The organism is Peribacillus sp. NPDC097675 (assembly GCF_050277655.1).
Taxonomy (GTDB): Bacteria; Bacillota; Bacilli; order Bacillales; family DSM-1321; genus Peribacillus.
Window position 1 is genome coordinate 289574 of sequence record NZ_JBNNSK010000004.1, and the last position, 18762, is coordinate 308335.

Below are 18762 nucleotides of genomic sequence, written 5' to 3' on the forward strand. Positions count from 1 at the left end.
TAAGGTAGGTATCTACAGTGCAGAATAACACTGTAAAAAAGGCACACTTAATACACTAGTAAAAACAGTGATTAAACACCTTATTCAACTAAATTAGTTGATACCTACTCCCGACATAAAACACCACACCTTTTCTTAGATTGGAATAAATATACCATTTCAAAAAAAGAGAGTCAACAAAAAATGTGAATTTTCACTAAAATCATTCCTCTTGAACAAGCGAATGTTTAAAGGCGTAAATCACAGCTTGTGTTCGGTCCAGTACACACAGCTTCCTTAATATATTGCTGACGTGGACCTCGGCTGTTTTCAGGGCAATAAAAAGTTCATCGGCAATTTCTTGATTCAATTTCCCTTTAGTCATTAATAGTAATATTTCCATCTCATGGTTTGTTAACTGTTCATGCAACTCTGTTTTTTAGTAGTTTTACCTATACCCTTACTACCTTCAATCTTAGCCGTTATCTTCTGCGCAAAATCCTTTTTTCTCGTCTTATCAACCGAGATATATTTCTAAGTATTTTGCTTTCGTATCCGCTACTGTCCTAACCTTAACTCCAGTTGGCACTTCTACTTTCCCAATGGCCTTGCCTTGCATGGAAAGTAACTGACTCAAGCCCCTAAAAGCCATTTACCTGGCTTTTGGGGCACTTCCTATTACAACTTTATCAAGCTTGATTAATTGATTCCTACTGCTGTGAAAGCATTTGTTACGGCTGTTTTTTCTGCACTACTTGATCCATAAAGGTCAACAGCGGATTGAATGGTTGCAGCTTTTGCTTGTGAGAAAGTGGCAGATGACGTCAGATAAACCGTGTTGGCGCGATAGAAAATGGCACCTAATTTATCGATACCAATTCCATTAACTGTCACACCGTGGAACGTGCCGCCAGCCGCTATCAGGTAGGCTGCTTTATTAATGATTCCGCTATTGGTATGAACACCGCCATTATCCGCTGTGCCTGTGTAACGGTTTGGATAATAATCTGGGTCGCCGTAAGCAGTCGGATTGGACATCGAACGAAGGGCATCCCCTGATACGCTAGGTGTGTAAATATCTTCACCAATTAAATAATCCGCATTGGATGCCTGATATTTATATTCCACAACTGTTCCGAAGATATCAGAAATGGCTTCATTTAGTGCACCTGATTCTCCCTGATAAACGAGATTGGACTCAGATGACGTCACAGCATGTGTTAATTCATGGGCGACAACATCCAATCCGCCTGATAGAGGGATGAAAGTAGAGCCGTCTCCGTCTCCGTATACCATTTGTGAGCCGTTCCAGAAAGCATTGTTATATTTACTTCCATAGTGGACGGTTGATTTTAAAGCTGAGCCGTTGCCATCATAAGAGTTCCTATTGAAAGTAGATTTATAGTAATCATAAGTTTTGCCTGCATAATAGTGGGCATCTACCGCAGGAGCATCATTGGTTGCACTAAATACGTTGTCCGCATCGGACCACAGAGTTCCCGGTAACCTTGATGAGTTGTTTGCATTGTATGTAAAAATACCATTGCCTCTCGTATTATCCTGTAAATAGTATTTTCCGCTTGATAGAGTCGTATTAAGTGAGACCGTGTTTTTAAGAACTCCTGTACCTGTTCCGACAGAGTTTGTGCCGGAGACTTCATCTAGGGTATTATATTTATTTAGGATTTCCCCTGTTTTCACAGAGATAAAGTAATAGTAGTTTCCTGGTTCTGGGTCCAAAAAGTTTAAATTCACTTTATAGGCGAATTCAGCATTGTCATCTGCTGTAAACACTACCAATTCAGTATCTGGCTTTTGCTCATAATTTATAGTCAAACCTAGGTCGCTTTCAGCTATTTCGACCGCTTGTGAAGCCTTCATGCCTTTTTTGTCTTTTTTATCAAGTTTTGTGTCAAGATCAGATACAACTGTACCGGACACTACATTCAAAACACCATCATCTTTCAGGACAACCGCCTGTGTGGATCCAAAAACAGGGACGCCTTCGAATGTTTGCTGAAGCTTAAGCACCGTATTTCCAAACTCGTCCTTGCTTTTTTTTAGTACTTTGAAAGAATCCTTCGCTCGCTTACTGCCAAGTTTATACGATTGTTTATTTTTATCTAAGAAGTTATATAAAATTGTTTCAGGTGTTTCGCTTGATGGAGAAGTCAGATTTCCTGACTTGAATTCAATAGAATCCTTTTCTTTATTGTATTTCTCTGTGCTTAATACATTCTTAGAAGCAGCCCATGTCTCAGATTGCGGAAGAACTGAGACCATCAATCCAAGTGATAACACAATCCCTGTAACAATTTTACCTTTCATATAACCCAACTCCTTTTATGTAATAGAATCAATGTAATATAAAACTATTAATTACGAAAATTCAAATAACTTTATTTTTGCCAGTTTTATTAAATAAATTTCAGTTAGATTAAACTTTTATAATATTTTTTGAGCTAGAATATTCTTTTAGTAATATTGTAATAATAGATAGTGTCAATATTTTTGTGTATATGAATGTTGACGTTTTGATTGTATGCCTTTTCTGTTTGTTCGGAGTACTAATGGTGTTTCCCCTCAGCCTTATTTTGAATAAATAAAAGAGGCTGAAATGTTGTTAAACCAAACCTCTCTGCCTCTCTATGTATTCAGGTTAACTTCCCTTTTTGAGAAACCCGTACATTAAATTGTATTTTTAAAGTACATAAACACCGTAACGAATGGTTCTTATAAAATTTTCATAGTATATTATTTTTGTAATCTTAAACTAGTAATCAACTCATCTAATCGATTAAACAAACCTCATTCATAATCCATTCCTATCCCCTTATAAATAAATAAGAATATATAAAAAATCCCGAACAACGAGGCACTTTTTTATAAGTGTCCGTTCTTCAGGGTATAGTTCAAGACAATGAAGTGCCTTTAAGTTAAAGCAATTTATTACTAATCTTATCTTTAAAGCCTACAAGCTGGTTTAATTTCGTAAAATTTTATCTTTTTACCTATAACACTGCTTTTAAAGCTTATCATTAGTACAGCGGTGACCGTTCAATGTAGCTTTCTAGTATCATTATTCAGATTCAAATAAGTGATCAAAGAACTCAGCAAAACTATCTGCAAGGATAAACATATTGTCCATTTCTTCTTCGGGTTCTATATCATGAATCCAAAAATATATTTTCCCTTGATACTCTCCATTAACTCCTAATAAAATTTCATTTCCTGCTGGGTCATTAGCAATTGAAATAAAATCTTCTGGTATTTCTCCTTCTAGAACCTCAAAAACTTTACCTAAATTACTTTTCATATCCCCAATTCCATAAAACTTATTGACTAAACTTTCTCCTTCATCATCTGAGATTTTGAAGCCAGATTCTTTAGAAAACCCTCCATTGTATTCTAGTAGAAATTCAACATATTGCTTAGGTAGCGTAACTTCATACTCTTGTTCAAATTGTTTTATATCCTGTAAAGAAATTTTTGGATTTACACTAAGCATTTTTGTCATACTCTCACTCCTATATCATTACTTATTTTTCCCATTAACCTTTGATTGACCACCAATGTGTCTAATCTCTCTGTGGATATCTTCATCTACTAGCTGCATAGTTTTTCCATCTTCATGATGATGCCACGTATAACCGTCTGGCGGCCTTCTAATATCTATTATTGGTGGATCAGTATCTTTTGTAAGTCTAGCTGCTTTGTTTGCATTTTCAAAATCTTTCGGATTATTTTTAGGCGAATAAACTTTTATTTTTACAGGCTTAACATTTGGATGCATATAAGGTGTAAAATCTGGGTAACCATTCGGGTAACTTACTGATGTTCCAGACTTGTTAGTATAAGTCCAAGTACCATTATCTTCGATGGAGATACTTCCACCTTTTTTATACCACTTTTCAGGTATTGGAGAGTTCATTGGTTTAGTCTCCAAGATTTCTTTGGTGAAATCTTCTATTTTACCTTTACCCGTACCCTTACTACCCTCACCCTTCGCCGTAATCTTCTGTGCAAGATCCTTTATCGACGTCTTATCCACCGAGATATTTTTGTAAGTATTTCCAGTCGTATCGGCTACTTCTCTAACCTTAACTCCAGTTGGCACTTCGACTTTCCCGATGGTCTTGCCCATATCCTTGATTGAGCCTTGGGCTTTCTGGACTTGGTTTTGCACAAATTCCTTGCTGTCTTTGTCCCGTTTGCCATTTTGTCTGCGACCTTGGCTGCCCCGGCAACTCCGGCGATACCAAGGGCGTTCATCAGGCTGTTTTGGCGCTGTTCTTCCGTGAGTTCATTTCCAAACATGTCCTTGCCGGTGACGGCTTCGCCGAGTCCGTTGGCGGCGGTTAGTCCATAGAGGCCGGTTTCGGTTTGCTTGAGGATGTCCATGGCTTTTGTCGATTTATAGGCATCCAATGCATGGTCCGCAGCGTTGATTCCCTTTAGTCAGCTGAAACCGGTAGAGGCCGCATTCTTCTTTTGCTTTAAAAAATATTTAAATTCATATATTTCATTTCCATTTAAAAAGACTCTGATTCATAAGTACTTATCAAAGTAAATTAACCCCAAAATTAAAGGGCAGAAATGCTGTTAAAAAAAACAACGTTTCTGCCCTTCATTATTTATTCATTTCCTACTTATTTTCCCCTTGGAACAGTCTCATATATAACCTAATTATTGAAAAGCATTACTCTACATCTTCACTTTTCTTTTTTAGATATTCTTCTAAAATACTCTTATCATATTCAGACTCAGGTAAAAGATTCAAACGATTATATTCCCAAATGATTCTTCTTTCATGATCATCTGCTTCAGATAAATCTTCATAATCATAGTCAATTTTAAACTTCCCTGTACTCTCTAGAGTAAATGTTAAATTGGTCCATAGTTCTTGATTATTATTTTTAAATTCTTCCGATAACTCTTTTAAGCATTTTATTAATTTCCTCCACATATCTCTATATTCCAACCTACTAATGCTATATATTTCCGGTATATCGTGGCTATATATTAGCTGCTCATTATTATGAGTACTATAAAAAAAGAACGCCGTTCCTGTACCTTCACCTATTTCTCCATATAAAAATACTTTTGACCATTCTTCTGGAATAATCTCATTTATAGTTTTAGCTAGTTTTTGATAAAACTCATTTAATTTATCTTCATTCAATTCTATTATCCCCCTGGTTTATTTTCAAATTCCCTGATCTCCCAACGACCATTATCCACTTTATACTCAATATCAAAACTTGTAGGTCGAATAGAATTCCCTTCATACACCGGATATATTTTTACCTCAACTGTTTTCGGAGGATTACTATCTAAAGCTTTAGCCCAAGAACTTTCAAGCTTCTTCCATTCTCCCATATTTAAATTTGCATTCATAGGAACAAGGTTGTCTAGTTGTCCTGATCCTTTGAATATACTAGCAATCAAGTGCCCCCCTTGGTCATCAGGTAAGCGATTTTCTCTTCCAGCAATGCGTTGCGCATACTTATTACGTTTACCACTGCCTAAGTCAAGCGAACCTTCGACACTAGATATCCGTCCTTTTTCGTCCGTTTTATATACGTGACCTCCAGGTGATGTATATTCAATATTCGGTTTTAGTACTTTCTTCATTTTATCTCTTGTATAATGCTGTCCATATTTCACTTTTATAATTTCTTGGGGTCCTTTAGCAGGTAGTAACGACCCCTTACTACCTTCACCCTTCGCCGTTATCTTCTGCGCAAGATCCTTTATCGTCGCCTTATCCACATCAATAGCTTTGTAAGTATTTCCAGTTGTATCCGCTACTGTCCTAACCTTAACTCCCGATGGCCTTGCCCATATCCTTGATCGAGTCTTGGGCTTTCTGGACTTGGTTTTGCACAAATTCCTTGCTGTAGGGGATGAACTTTGTCCCGCTTGCCATTTTGTCTGCGACCTTGGCTGCCCCGGCAACTCCGGCGATACCAAGGGCGTTCATCAGGCTGTTTTGGCGCTGTTCATCCGTTAGTTCGTTTCCAAACATGTCTTTGCCGGTGACAGCTTCGCCGAGACCGTTGGCGGCAGTTAATCCATATAATCCGTATTCGGTTTGCTTGAGGACATCCAGCCCTTTACTTGATTTATAGGCATCCAATGCATGGTCTGCAGCGTTGAGCCCCTTCACCGTTTTGTAAACGGCATTTCCGCCTTTGGCCGCCCGGCCTGCCCAACCGACGACCGGAATGAATCCGGCCGCAGCCATCGCAGCCGCAGCGATTCGCTCGGGCAGATAGGTTATAAATATTGAATAGAAATAGATAAAAAAAACCTTGAATAACGACTAGTCATCAAGGTTTAAATCTCTCTTAAGATATTTTTATAGATGTTGTTATTTTGTGTTAAGGGTTAGATGGTTAACGAAGTAATATCTGATCCCTTCCCTATTTCAGCGGATCTTTTAGGAAGTTTTTTAAGTATTAAACTTCTTTTATTTTGTAACAAATAAGTTATCCATAAACTCTTTGAAACTATCTGATATTGGTTTAATAAATTCCTTTTTCAACTCATTATCTTCTTCATAATAATCCATATCACAAAAATACACTTTACCTTTTTGTTCTCCATCTATAGATAAACAGATTAAACTGTTGGCAGGGTCTAAACCTATAGGAAGAAAATTCGCAGGTACTATTTTTTTCTCGTTATATTTAATAAAGTTATTTTCTAGATTTTCATCTATTTCATCTGATAAGGGGAAAAACAACATAATTGAAGAAGTAATCTTTAAATCTTTTGTTTGAAATCTTCTATTTATTGCTTTTCCACCGTTATTAGATAATAGAAATCCACTGAATTCCTTCGGTAATACTATATTGAATTTTTTTTCGAAATTTTCAATTTCATTTTTGGTTATTTTCCTATAAGTGAATTCAAAATTATATTCCATATACTCCCTCTTTTCTATTTTATGTCTTCTAAAGAATACAATTCCTTTATCAAATCACTAAATGTATCACAGATAATAGATAACGCGACTTCGCCTTCTTCCTCATGATTGAGAAAGACTATTTTAGGGGAAGAATAATTTTCCTGAAAATCAAAGCATAAGTAGTTTCCAAATGGATCTCTAGCAAAAGGTACAATTCCTTTTAACACTGGATTAGAGAATTGTTCATAAAACATTTCTATTTTTAAATCCTTATCCGTAAAACTAATTAAATCATTAAATACTCCCTGTCTCCCATCCTTAAAATTGAAGATATTCGGATGTGGGAACCCACCATTATATTTCATAACACACTTTTTGTAATCTTCAGGATACTCTATTCCAAAAGCTTTTTCAACCGAAGCAATCACACTCTCAACAGGCTTTTCATCCTCTACAAACAACCACTTTTTCACTCCCATGTAACACTCTCCAAAATCTCTTTTTTTATAATTCCTTTTCTACCTGACTCACCACCGCCCCATATAGCTCTTCCACCAGTATGACCAGACGCTTGGTGTTCAAAATAATCGACGACTTGCATTCTGCCTGATTCCTGATGATGATGCCAAGTCAGTGTTTTTGGAACTCTACCTTCTTTTAAAAACTCTAATTCTTCCATCGTGAATTTTTTTGCTAATTCAGGATTCTTAGTAACTTCTTCAGATAAGGTTTTAGACAAATAATCAAACTGAACTGCATCTGTATCTAAAAAATATTTTTCTGGTAAGAAAACATCATATTTGGAATTAAAGATTGGAAAGCCATCTTTGTCATAAATAACTTCATATTCTTTCCCATTTTTGGTTGAAATGAAAGTATATAATGTAGTACCGTCTTCATTACGTTCCTTATTTTTATAATTTCTAGGTTGGTTTGGCCTTCTTGTATAGGATGGTAGTTTTTTAATTGCTTCCACCATAGCTTTATCAGCCCTTTTTTGGTTTACCGAAGAACGATTCTTCGCCGTAATCTTCTGTGCAAGATCCTTTATCGACGTCTTATCCACCGAGATATTTTTGTAAGTATTTCCAGTCGTATCGGCTACTTCTCTAACCTTAACTCCCGTTGGCACTTCCACTTTCCCGATGGCCTTGCCCATATCCTTGATCGAGTCTTGAGCTTTCTGGACTTGGTTTTGCACAAATTCCTTGCTGTAGGGGATGAACTTTGTCCCGTTTGCCATTTTGTCTGCGACCTTCGCTGCCCCCGCAACTCCGGCGATACCAAGGGCATTCATCAGGCTGTTTTGGCGCTGTTCTTCCGTGAGTTCGTTTCCAAACATGTCCTTGCCGGTCATGGCTTCGCCGAGACCGTTGGCGGCGGTTAATCCATATAGACCGTATTCGGTTTGCTTGAGGACATCCAGCCCTTTACTTGATTTATAGGCGTCCAGTGCGTTTTCGGCAGCGTTGAATCCTTTGGCTGTTTTATAAATCGCACTTCCGCCTTTGACAGCACGCCCTGCCCAGCCGACAATGGGGATGAATCCGGCGGCGGCCATCGCACCCGCGGCGATTCGTTCAGCTTCGGAATGCTTCGGCTATGTCACCTGATTCGCCTTGTTGTCCTATTAAATAGTAATTATATCCCGTGATTCTTCACTAGGTAACTATAAAAAAAAGAACCTTGAAAGGTAGTTAGCCAATCAAGGTTACATTTTAATAGTTATTTCCTTACTAACTTCATTACATTAGACATGTTTCAAGTGCATCACTCAACATCGCATCAAAACTTTCAAATGACTGAATTAGTGTTCCTGAGGGTTTATCGAGTTCTACATATACGTTTTCTTTTAAATCAAAACAATACCATGCGGTATCAGAATCACCATAAAATACATATTGTTTTTGCCATTCATTTTCATACCAAAGCTCATTCGTCTCAATAAACCCATGAATGTCTTCATCTACATCCTTATCAAGTAGTACGTCATCAACTCCATAGATTACTAATCCATTAAAGTCTAACCCATTTATTTTCTTGAGAAATTCAATATACGACTTAGATAGTTCAATGTTTCCTAATGTCTGCTGAATTTTATGATTCGCTTTTATAATTTCTGTATCTGATGCTGGTTTTCTAAGTGAACTACCATATTTCCCTTCAATTTTTTCTATTTCTATCAACAAGTCTTTCCATTGTGGCATATCAACTCTTCCCTTCATTTAAAAGGTTTTGGTGGATAAACATCATCCTCAAACATGGGCCAATTAATTGTTTTACTTTGTTTAGGAGCTAATCCTCTTGTTAAAGAGTTTTGTTCATTAGTAACCGCTTTATGATAAGGGTCATTATTTATCAGTACTAAGTTAGTGATATCATTTGTACCACCATCATCTAAGGGTAAATTGTGATGCACTTGCCACCCTTTAGGATTAAGCCCATCTTTCATTCTATCAATGTCGCCTTCATCTAAACCAGCTTTAATAAGATATTCTACTCTTACGGGGTCGTTAACAAACTCTTTAAGAAAATTCTTCCTAACAGAACTATTAAATTCTTTTCTAAGTTTAGCTGTTTCTTCTGGAAGTCTCTTAGTGTAAATAATTTTTTCTATCTTGACACCTTTTAAATGAATTTTCTCTCCTTTTAATGTCCCTATAAAGTAATCATCTTTTTCAACCGCACCCTTACTACCCTCACCCTTCGCCGTAATCTTCTGCGCAAGATCCTTTATCGGCATCTTATCCACACCAATAACTTTATAAGTATTTCCAGTCGTATCAGCTACTGTCCTAACCTTAACGCCTGTTGGCACTTCGACTTTCCCGATGGCCTTGCCCATATCCTTGATCGAGTCTTGGGCTTTCTGGGCTTTATTTTGCACATATTCTTTGCTGTAGGGGATGAGTTTTGTCCCGCTTGCCATTTTGTCTGCGACCTTGGCTGCCCCGGCAACTCCGGCGATACCAAGGGCGTTCATCAGGCTGTTTTGGCGCTGTTCTTCCGTGAGTTCGTTTCCAAACATGTCCTTGCCGGTCATGGCTTCGCCGAGACCGTTGGCGGCGGTTAATCCGTATAGACCGTATTCGGTTTGCTTGAGGACATCCAGCCCTTTACTTGATTTATAGGCGTCCAGTGCGTTTTCGGCAGCGTTGAATCCTTTGGCTGTTTTATAAATGGCACTTCCGCCTTTGACAGCACGCCCAGCCCAGCCGACGATGGGGATGAATCCGGCGGCGGCCATCGCGCCCGCGGCGATTCGTTCAGCTTCGGAAAGTTTACGGCCCGTTACGGGATCGACTCCCGTTGTCGCTCTTACTGAATCATAATACCCCGTGATTTCCCCTGTAAAGGTTTTTGTCGTGTCCCAGGCTTTTTCATACCATGGGCGGTTCTCGAGTTCTTCCATTTCCTGTTCGAGTTTCCGCGCTTCCTCTTCTTGCTTCTTGAAGTCCCGGTATCCTTGCATATTCTCGGCCACTTCATCCTTCACTTGATAAGCTTGACTCGCTTGAAAGGCACTTTGGTTGAAGTTCATCGGGGAAACGGTGCCATCCTGACTGGTGGCTTCAAGTAAGGCCTGGAAAAGGCTAATGGCTACACTTTCCTGGGCTTCGGTCACTTGGTATTCTTCTACTAATTTATGATCTACTTCGTGCACTTTCTTAATGGTATCGTTCTTTTCTTTTTCGGCCTTTTCCATTTTCTCATGGAAATCTCCTTGGTCGAACACCGTAAGCGGAAGGATATCATCAATGTTTTGAAAAATCTTCTGAAGATCGTTGGCCTGCTGGCTCACCATGGATTTGGCGTTGGAGAGACCGTGGGTCACTTCCCCCTCCAAAAAAGGTACCTCGATCACGGTCTCACCGGATAGGTCCGCGTCTTCCAAAATGGCCGGAATGCCTTTTAGAAAGCTGATCTGTGTCGTGAATAATTCGATCCAGGCATTGGCCACCTCTACTTGTGCCCGGTAAAAGTTCTTGATGGCCGTCGCCCCGGCTCCGGCCAATTCTTCATCCAAATCGACGATTCCCTGGAATTCCTTTTTCAGCGTTTCTACCTGCCCTTTGAGATCCTCATATTGCTTGGCCCATGACTTCACGGCCGACTTCAAAGGCTTGGCTTCGTAAATGGTCATGACGGCTGATACCCCTGTGCAGTATGGGTGATGGCTTCATCCTGCTCTTTCAGTAAATCCACGTTCGCCTGGGTGTCTTCCAGATTCTTTTTGACGATCGTCAGGTATTGGTTGAAAGTCTTTTCCAAATTGGTCTCCCGTTCTTCCCATTTCGATGTGAAGTTCAGATCATTATTGCCGAGCTGGTCGGCCGGCAGTGCACCGATTGTCGTCCCATCCACGGCCGTTTTCACCTGGCTTACTTGCTTTGTCACAACTGCATGATTTAGTTTAATTGTCGTCATTTAAAACACCAACTTCTTTAAATCGGATACTTTACTTTCCACTTGGTCAAGGAATGCTTCCCCCTTAGCCAAAAGCTCACTCGCTTCTCGGGCAGCTACAGCAGCTGCTTCCAGCGTAGCTTTTTGAATCTCCAGCAAGATGATTTTTTGTTCTATTTTCTCTTGATAGTCGTCATACTCATTCTGAACGATTGTTAGCATGACCTTGTATGCACCACTTCTTGACTCATTAAAATCCGTTGCACGATTTCCGGTCCAACTTTTTCCTAACTCGGGTTTTTTAATTTCTTTGATTTCTATAAGGCTTGCTTCCTGTTCATTGTTAATTTGTGTTTTCGCCTGCTTCAATCGGCTAATTTGCTCCTCTAAATTAGCTATTCCACTAGAAAAGGACGAGCTATAATCACTTATTACTTCCACAAGTCCCAAAAGGATCACCTCATCAGTTGATATCTGTTTTACCATTTGTCATATTTTTCATATTTTATAATTATAAGGAATATAGTCCGAGAGATAAATAGGGAGAAGTATGCTATTTATCTCCCTTGTTAGGAATTTGGTTGCACTTCTTTGATTTCAAGTTCCAGTCTTTTTACCCTATTTTTACCAATATTAAACAATCACGGTTAACATAAAAGGAATGAAGAGAAGCTGTCCACGGTTTCTACGAGTGATGAACGGTTTTCCTTCTATTAATATGCAAAAAAAGCTAGCCCTCCTGCCATATAAAACTTGTCCAAACCGATTTGCCATAATCTACATAGAATGGTTACAACTAGTTATAGAAAGGAATGAAACAAATCATTGTTGGACAAAGATGTTCATGGTTCTCCTACTGGGCCTAAAGGTAGACTCCTCACCGGCCATACGAAGGAATTCCAATCAGATACCATTGGTTTTCTTACACGGTTAGCTAGAGAGTATGGGGACGTCGCAAAACTTCGTTTGGGGCCTTTTCAAGATGTTTATCTCATTTCTGATCCTGATTTAATTAAACAAATCCTTGTAACCAAACAAAAGTCGTTTTTGAAATCACGGGACTTTAATAGCTTGAAGCCACTTATCGGCGAAGGGCTCATCACGAGTGAAAAAGATTTTCATCTGCATCAGAGAAGACTCATTCAACCCTCTTTCAAAAAGACCCATATTAGTAATTACGGACAAGATATGATTGATCTGACCAGGGAATATATCTCGACCTGGACGAACGGTGAAGAAAGAATGATAACCGAGGACATGATGAGCCTTGCCCTCAGTATAGTCAGCAAGACGATGTTTAGCACGGAACTCAAGGATGGATATAACCTGATTGGCGAGCCGATAGATGACGCCTTAAAAGTTGCCATCAAAAGGATGCGTACCCTCTTCCATTTGCCTCTATGGATTCCGACAAAAAGCAACAGGGAATATAAGGAGGTGCTTGAAAGGCTGGATTCAGTGATATATCGAATCATAGAAAGACGGAGGGATGAAGCAGAAAGCCGTGACGATATGTTGGGAATCCTGATGGGAGCCCGAGATGAAGCGGAAGGTATAGGAATGTCCGATCAGCAAGTACGTGATGAAGTGATGACAATTTTCCTTGCCGGCCATGATACGACCGCCACCGCACTGTCCTGGACACTCTACTTACTATCACAGAACCCTGAAGTGGAAGCTAAGCTTTTCCATGAAATAGAAACCGTCATCGGTGATCGCCCCCCTATTCCTGATGATTTCATCAAATTATCATACACGCAGAATATTGTCTGGGAATCTCTTCGTATCTATCCACCACTCTACGTCCTATCCAGGAATGCTGCGGAAGATGTATCACTTGGAAACTATCATTTCAAAAAAGGCGATATGTTTTTGTTAAGTTCCTATGTCATGCATCATAATCCCAAGTATTTCGACCAACCCGAATCTTTCATTCCTGAACGATTTGAAAACAACTATTTAAAGACCATTCCATCATTCGCTTATTTTCCATTTGGCGGAGGCCCGAGGGTATGCATCGGCAATCACTTTGCTGTCATGGAAGCTGTGCTGGTCCTAGCCTGCATTGCTCAAAAATATCGAATCAAGCTCGCGCCCGACCATCATGAAGTGAAGCCCCTGCCATTGCTAACACTAAGAGCAAAGAGTGGATTGCGTATGATCGTGGAGGATAGAAATGATGGATAAGGAATCTACATCAAAACAACGGTGCTGGATAATCTTACTCTAGAAGCTTGTTCAACCAAAGAGCCATTCAACCGAATAACATATTGAAAGAATAGGAGTTATTTGAAATAATTAGGTAAAAATGGTTACTTTGGGGGAATGAGATGCGAAACTTAATAGGCTATTGCTTGTTTATAATGTTCATCGTTTTGTTAACTGGTTGCGCAGGTGTAGAAAAAGAAAAACCGTTATCAAGTGCAAAAATGACCATTGAGCCATATAACACGAGTGAAAAAGAAAAATTGCTCATTAGTAAAACAGGTGTAGATCAAATTGAATTTTTTAAGTTGGATGGTAACTTACAGGAAGATGATGATTTACAATTTGCCGTGGAAGTCTATGAAAAAGGAAAACTAAAAAAAGAGTTACTTACGACTTCAGATGAACCGAATACTAAGTTTGAAGATAGTATCATTTCTTTTGGAATAAGTAACAGCAATGACGAAGACTCTTCTTTAAAACTGATAGCTGGCATACCTTTTGGGGTTGCTACAACAAATTATACCAATAATATGACATCTTTTTCTTTCAATAAACTGATAGGCGAAAAAGTTACTCTAGAGAAAAATAAACCTGTTTATTTAGTAGGATGGGTAGGCACCACTAAAAATGAACTGCGTTCTGTTGAAAGCGAAAATGGTGAACTACCCGTGGGTATTAAAGAAGCTGAGAATGCACTTATATACAGAGTGTTGTTGACCAATAATGTAAAGAAATAATTTCTGGTTTTATATCCGATGTAAGAGACACCGATAACATATCAACTGGGTTGTTAATCGTTCAAGCAACTAAAAGGATCTTCGTATTGAAGATCCTTTTTGGGATGAAAACTAAGTTTTCTATTTTAATCCTAATAGAATGGTAGCCACTAAAACTGACTGAAGAACTTGCTCAATAAGAGATCCCCCACTTACAAACACCAAATCACAGTACTTTCCAATGAAAATCTACTATCTTCTACTTCAAGTTTAGCTGTTCCCATTCACTTAAGTACATTCGCTTCGTGATTCCTTGGGGATTATTCATCTTACAAATAAACTCCAAGCTGTTTCCATCCGGATCATTAAAGTGAATTTTTGCATGGGCATATTTCTCATGTGGCATCACAAAAGGTTCAATCGGTTCAAATCCAAAGGCTTCTCTCGGCTCAAATCCCTTATTCTTCAACCAAGCTACCGATGACTTCAATCCTTCTAAAGAAACTTCAAATGCGATATGCCTTAAGGAAGGGTGGTACTCCACTTCCACCTTCTCGGTTTCCCATAACCCCAACCAGCTTTTATCCTTTTCAATCCATAAGAAAGCCAAGCTATCTTCGACTCTATGATCAAACTCCAATCCAAGCCCTTTATAAAACTCAATGGAACGATTCAAATCACGAACGGGTAAATGTGCTTCATATAAACCTTTAATCATCGGCAAAAGCTCCTTATTACGTATGTCCCGTGTTTCATTCGACGGAAAAAGAAGAAATCCTGCATAATCGCATCTGAAATCTGGAAAAATTGTTCATAACAAAAGGCGTTCCCCATTGGAAACGCCCCTCATTAATACTATGAATTATTTAAAACTACGTTTCAAGAATGCTTTTGTCCGGTCATGCTGAGGGTTCGTCAAGATGTCATCCGGGTGTCCGGATTCGATGATTTCCCCATTGTCCATGAAGATGACCCGGTTGGCCACTTCTTTGGCGAATTCCATTTCGTGTGTGACGACGACCATCGTCATGTGTTCTTCAGCCAGGTCTTTCATGACCTTCAGCACTTCGCCTGTCAATTCAGGATCCAGGGCGGAAGTCGGTTCATCGAACAGCAGGATTTCAGGGTTCATCATCAGAGCCCGGGCAATCGCTACCCTTTGTTTCTGGCCGCCGGATAGCTGGGCCGGAAGAGCCGATGAACGGTTGGAGAGCCCCACCTTTTTCAGTAGCTCTGCGCTTCGTTGCTGGATGACATCATAGGATTCCTTTTTGGCCATCTTTGGCGCGATTTCAAGATTTTCTTTGACCGTTAAGTGCGGGAACAGGTTGAAATGCTGGAACACCATCCCCATTTTAGAGGTGATTTGCTTGAGTTCTTTCGGATTCGAGTAGACTCCGTCCTTCACCATATATTCCCCAGAAACAGCGATGCTGCCTCCATTTATCTCTTCAAGATGGACGAGGCTGCGGAGCATCGTGCTTTTCCCGGATCCCGAGGGACCGATCACGGCGACTACATCGTTTTTATTCACATCCAATGTAATCCGTTTTAATACATCTAGTTTTCCATATGACTTTTTGAGATTGGATACTTCCAGGATAGCCACATTCTCCACTCCTTTTATTCGATTCTGTATCGTTTTTCGAGCCATTTAAAGAACATCGTTAATACGAGTGTAATCAACAGATAAATGATTCCTGCCAAGAAGAACGGAGCGATTGTAAAGTCACGGTTCACCGCCGTCTGGGCAAAGTGTAACAATTCCGGTACAGCCACGGCATAAAGCAACGCGGTATCCTTGACCAGTGTGACCGATTCGTTTGACACCGCAGGAAGCGCGACACGGAACATTTGGGGCAGGATGATTTTTCTCATCGTTTGCCATTTATTCAAACCGAGCACTTGGGCGGCTTCATATTGACCTTTCTCCACAGCCAAGAGACCACCGCGGAAGATCTCGGCATAATAAGCGGCGTAGTTCAAGATAAAACCTAAACAAGCAGCGACGAAACGATCCAATACCATGTATTCGCCAATCACGGGAATCATCGGCAATCCAAAGCAGATAAATAGCAATTGGAGCAGAAGCGGCGTACCGCGCATCAAGTATATGTAACCCTCGGCAAGCCAGGCGACAGGCTTGAATTTGCTTCTAACGAGTAGAGTTAATAGGAAGCCCAATGGAATGGAAACGACAATGGCTATCAAAAACAAGAGGACCGTTATTTGGGCCCCTTCCAGCATGGGCTTCAGAATGGAAGTAAGATAATCTATAGACATGAATCGATTCCCCCAAAAACAAAACAGGGTTCCCAAAAGGAAATCCTGTTTGCCTAATATGTGTGCGTTCTTATTTTAATACCTTATTTTCGCCAAACCATTTCTCTGAGATTTTGGCGGCTGTGCCATCTTCGTTCATTTCATCCAGTGCCTTTTGAAGGTCTTTCAGAAGATTTTCATTCCCTTTTTTCACGCCCACTCCATATTGCTCCGGAGCAAGAGATTCATCCAGTACCTTGAATGTAGCATCTTCTTTGGACATATAATAATCAATGACCACTTCATCAATGACTACGGCATCCAAACGCCCAGCCTTCAGGTCACTTAAGGCCAAAACGTTATCCGAGTATTCCGTGATTGTCTTGATCTTGGATTTGATCGGATTACCATTCAAAGCATCTGATGCGGAAGAAAGTGATTGAAGACCGACCACCTTACCTTTTAAATCATCAAGCTTAGTCAACTTGGAATCTTCAAGAGTTACGACCACCTGTGCATTCTCCAAGTAAGGTTTTGTGAAAAGGACCTTTTCCTTACGCTCATCCGTAATGGTATACCCGTTCCAGATAAGGTCAATCCGTCCACTGCTTAATTCGGATTCTTTCGTTTTCCAATCAATCGGTTGAAATTCAACCTCTACATCCATCTTTTCAGTAGCGGCTTTGGCATAGTCGATATCAAAACCGGTAATTTCGTTATTCTCATCACGGAATCCCATAGGTGCGAATTTATCATCAATTCCAATCACCAACTTGTCCTCTTTTTCCCCATCATTGGAAGAACAGGCTGCAAGAAGTGAAAACATGGCTACTATAGTCAGAATAAATATACTCGAACGTTTCATTTCAAAAAAACCACCTTTGACTGATTATTGTTCCCGATGCTTTAGTTTACTAATGTACTAAAGTTAACATACACCAAAACTGATTGTCAACGGATTTTTTAGGATGTTAGTCCTTCTTAAACACCAAGACTATTACCCCATATTCACCTTACAAATAATCGGGTCCCACCCAATCTTTCTAACTTTGTACAAAAAGTATGGCAAAATGGCAACAAGAGTTTTACTATTATTCTTGTGGAGATATTCAAAACGTATTTTGATTGAGCTAGATAGGAGAAGTGTGAGCATGAAAAAACGCGAAATAATCGTTAAAGAGTTTAAAAGCAAGCCCTATAATAAGCAGTATCTCCTTTCTTTTCTAGAATCGTTGGGTTACAAAGACATAGAGGTTACGTTAACGGATGATAAGAAGTATCTGAGATTCTATATGAAGGAATCGGAAGAGGACAGAACCTTATTCATCAAGAATAATTCGGATGGAACGATCAACCATATATCTTTATATAAAGGTAATCTTAAACAGTTTAAATCTACTTCCCTCGGCTGTGGATTATTATCGATCGCCATTGTCGTATTAGCGATCGGCACATGGTTATTGATGAAGAGATTTTGACCATAAAAAAGGCAGGCACCGATTCAAAATGTACCCTATCAGATAGACACTTTGAAAAAAGTCCATCTGGTAGGGTACTTTTGTTTATAATGAGAAAAAAGATGCTGGAGCGGATTGAAATGACCAAAAGATTATTGAACAAAAACGAACGAGAACTTCTAAAGAGAAATCCCTATGTGAAAGCAGTCAGTGAAAAAGCGATCACGTATACAGATGAATTCAAGCGTCATTTTATCGCGGAAAATGAGAAAGGGAAATTCCCGCGAGAAATATTTGAAGAGGTTGGCTTAAATGTTGATTTAATCGGTCTAGAACGGATTCAAACTGCCGGAAAGCGCTGGCGTGCGGCGTATCGCAAATCCGGTGTGGAGGGTTTACAGGATACACGTAAAACCAATTCTGGAAAAACGGTGGAGCGAGAATTAACGCTGGAAGAAAAGATTAAACGATTAGAAGCGAAAAATCGATTACTTGAGGCAGAGAATGAACTTTTAAAAAAGCTCGACCTACTCGAAAGGCAGATGTTGAAGAAAAAATAAAAATCGCACCCAAATGGAAATTTGAACTGATTAAACATACGATTAAGAAATACAATTTGGACCGTATGGTGAGCTATTTATGCGAGATCATGGGGGTATCTCGTTCAGGTTACTATAACTACTTCCTAGAAAAATCTGTCCAAAAACGTGCGGCTAAGGACGAGGCAGATGAGGGGGTAAAGGACGTGATTTTAAAGGCGTATCATTTCCGCGGACGTAAAAAGGGAGCACGTCAAATTAAAATGACGCTTCAGAACCAG

At 39.5% G+C, this 18762-nt stretch carries 22 protein-coding genes and 2 pseudogenes; 5 read left to right on the forward strand and 19 right to left on the reverse strand.

Annotated features, from left to right (window positions below; translation table 11 throughout):
• Positions 1-202 precede the first annotated feature (202 nt).
• The 15 genes and pseudogenes from ACQKL5_RS08770 to ACQKL5_RS08840 all read right to left on the reverse strand — a co-directional run.
• Positions 203-406 (reverse strand): annotated as a pseudogene (locus tag ACQKL5_RS08770) (response regulator transcription factor); the annotation flags it as partial.
• A gap of 272 nt (positions 407-678) precedes the next feature.
• Positions 679-2307 (reverse strand): M4 family metallopeptidase, encoded by a 1629-nt coding sequence (locus ACQKL5_RS08775; protein ID WP_427608034.1) that lies wholly within the window; start codon positions 2305-2307, stop codon positions 679-681.
• A gap of 751 nt (positions 2308-3058) precedes the next feature.
• Positions 3059-3496, reverse strand: coding sequence for an SMI1/KNR4 family protein (locus ACQKL5_RS08780; RefSeq protein WP_427608036.1), 438 nt, complete (start codon positions 3494-3496; stop codon positions 3059-3061).
• Positions 3497-3514: 18 nt separating this feature from the next.
• Entirely contained in the window at positions 3515-4096 is a 582-nt protein-coding gene (locus tag ACQKL5_RS08785) for an HNH endonuclease (protein ID WP_427608038.1), read from the reverse strand.
• Complete coding sequence (locus tag ACQKL5_RS08790) at positions 4066-4407, reverse strand: hypothetical protein (protein ID WP_427608040.1); 342 nt, start codon at positions 4405-4407, stop codon at positions 4066-4068. The genes ACQKL5_RS08785 and ACQKL5_RS08790 overlap by 31 nt, the downstream gene beginning before the upstream one ends.
• A 271-nt stretch (positions 4408-4678) precedes the next feature.
• Entirely contained in the window at positions 4679-5161 is a 483-nt protein-coding gene (locus ACQKL5_RS08795; protein ID WP_402961613.1) for an antitoxin YezG family protein, read from the reverse strand.
• A gap of 5 nt (positions 5162-5166) precedes the next feature.
• Positions 5167-5751 (reverse strand): DNA/RNA non-specific endonuclease, encoded by a 585-nt coding sequence (locus ACQKL5_RS08800; RefSeq protein ID WP_427608042.1) that lies wholly within the window; start codon positions 5749-5751, stop codon positions 5167-5169.
• Between the two features lie 49 nt (positions 5752-5800).
• The gene (locus ACQKL5_RS08805; RefSeq protein ID WP_427608044.1) at positions 5801-6226 is read right to left on the reverse strand and encodes a hypothetical protein; all 426 of its coding nucleotides are present in this window, start codon (positions 6224-6226) and stop codon (positions 5801-5803) included.
• Between the two features lie 225 nt (positions 6227-6451).
• Positions 6452-6910, reverse strand: a complete 459-nt coding sequence (locus ACQKL5_RS08810; protein ID WP_427608046.1) for an SMI1/KNR4 family protein — start codon at positions 6908-6910, stop codon at positions 6452-6454.
• A gap of 14 nt (positions 6911-6924) precedes the next feature.
• Positions 6925-7371, reverse strand: a complete 447-nt coding sequence (locus ACQKL5_RS08815; RefSeq protein ID WP_427608048.1) for an SMI1/KNR4 family protein — start codon at positions 7369-7371, stop codon at positions 6925-6927.
• Positions 7362-8453: an HNH endonuclease gene (locus tag ACQKL5_RS08820; RefSeq protein ID WP_427608050.1), complete on the reverse strand. Its 1092-nt coding sequence runs from the start codon at positions 8451-8453 to the stop codon at positions 7362-7364. Before ACQKL5_RS08820 ends, ACQKL5_RS08815 begins: the two co-directional genes overlap by 10 nt.
• A gap of 184 nt (positions 8454-8637) precedes the next feature.
• Positions 8638-9099: a YrhA family protein gene (locus ACQKL5_RS08825; RefSeq protein WP_427608052.1), complete on the reverse strand. Its 462-nt coding sequence runs from the start codon at positions 9097-9099 to the stop codon at positions 8638-8640.
• 14 nt (positions 9100-9113) lie between these two features.
• Positions 9114-11036, reverse strand: coding sequence for a T7SS effector LXG polymorphic toxin (locus ACQKL5_RS08830; RefSeq protein WP_427608054.1), 1923 nt, complete (start codon positions 11034-11036; stop codon positions 9114-9116).
• Positions 11033-11320: a YwqI/YxiC family protein gene (locus tag ACQKL5_RS08835; RefSeq protein WP_427608056.1), complete on the reverse strand. Its 288-nt coding sequence runs from the start codon at positions 11318-11320 to the stop codon at positions 11033-11035. Before ACQKL5_RS08835 ends, ACQKL5_RS08830 begins: the two co-directional genes overlap by 4 nt.
• Positions 11321-11785: a YwqH-like family protein gene (locus ACQKL5_RS08840; protein WP_427608058.1), complete on the reverse strand. Its 465-nt coding sequence runs from the start codon at positions 11783-11785 to the stop codon at positions 11321-11323.
• A 342-nt stretch (positions 11786-12127) separates the two neighbouring features.
• Between ACQKL5_RS08840 and ACQKL5_RS08845 the strand changes: the two genes are divergently transcribed.
• Both ACQKL5_RS08845 and ACQKL5_RS08850 read left to right on the forward strand, forming a co-directional pair.
• Positions 12128-13486, forward strand: a complete 1359-nt coding sequence (locus tag ACQKL5_RS08845; protein ID WP_427608060.1) for a cytochrome P450 — start codon at positions 12128-12130, stop codon at positions 13484-13486.
• Positions 13487-13662: 176 nt separating this feature from the next.
• Positions 13663-14244 (forward strand): hypothetical protein, encoded by a 582-nt coding sequence (locus tag ACQKL5_RS08850; protein ID WP_427608062.1) that lies wholly within the window; start codon positions 13663-13665, stop codon positions 14242-14244.
• A 238-nt stretch (positions 14245-14482) separates the two neighbouring features.
• Here the strand turns inward: ACQKL5_RS08850 and ACQKL5_RS08855 are convergent, their stop codons facing one another.
• From ACQKL5_RS08855 to ACQKL5_RS08870, 4 genes are all read right to left on the reverse strand, one after another.
• The gene (locus ACQKL5_RS08855; RefSeq protein WP_427608064.1) at positions 14483-14941 is read right to left on the reverse strand and encodes a VOC family protein; all 459 of its coding nucleotides are present in this window, start codon (positions 14939-14941) and stop codon (positions 14483-14485) included.
• A gap of 144 nt (positions 14942-15085) precedes the next feature.
• Positions 15086-15832 carry an amino acid ABC transporter ATP-binding protein gene (locus tag ACQKL5_RS08860; protein ID WP_427608066.1) on the reverse strand — a complete coding sequence of 249 codons (747 nt, stop codon included), beginning with the start codon at positions 15830-15832 and terminating at the stop codon, positions 15086-15088.
• Between the two features lie 14 nt (positions 15833-15846).
• Complete coding sequence (locus ACQKL5_RS08865; RefSeq protein ID WP_427608068.1) at positions 15847-16506, reverse strand: amino acid ABC transporter permease; 660 nt, start codon at positions 16504-16506, stop codon at positions 15847-15849.
• Positions 16507-16576: 70 nt separating this feature from the next.
• A complete protein-coding gene (locus ACQKL5_RS08870) occupies positions 16577-17350 on the reverse strand; it encodes an amino acid ABC transporter substrate-binding protein (protein ID WP_427608070.1) in 774 nt (257 codons plus the stop codon).
• A 286-nt stretch (positions 17351-17636) separates the two neighbouring features.
• On the opposite strand from ACQKL5_RS08870, the gene ACQKL5_RS08875 reads away from it, so the two are divergent.
• The 3 genes and pseudogenes from ACQKL5_RS08875 to ACQKL5_RS08885 all read left to right on the forward strand — a co-directional run.
• Positions 17637-17963 carry a hypothetical protein gene (locus tag ACQKL5_RS08875; RefSeq protein WP_427608072.1) on the forward strand — a complete coding sequence of 109 codons (327 nt, stop codon included), beginning with the start codon at positions 17637-17639 and terminating at the stop codon, positions 17961-17963.
• Positions 17964-18082: 119 nt separating this feature from the next.
• Positions 18083-18502: an HTH domain-containing protein gene (locus ACQKL5_RS08880; RefSeq protein WP_427608074.1), complete on the forward strand. Its 420-nt coding sequence runs from the start codon at positions 18083-18085 to the stop codon at positions 18500-18502.
• A 65-nt stretch (positions 18503-18567) separates the two neighbouring features.
• Positions 18568-18762, forward strand: a pseudogene (locus tag ACQKL5_RS08885) (IS3 family transposase); the annotation flags it as partial.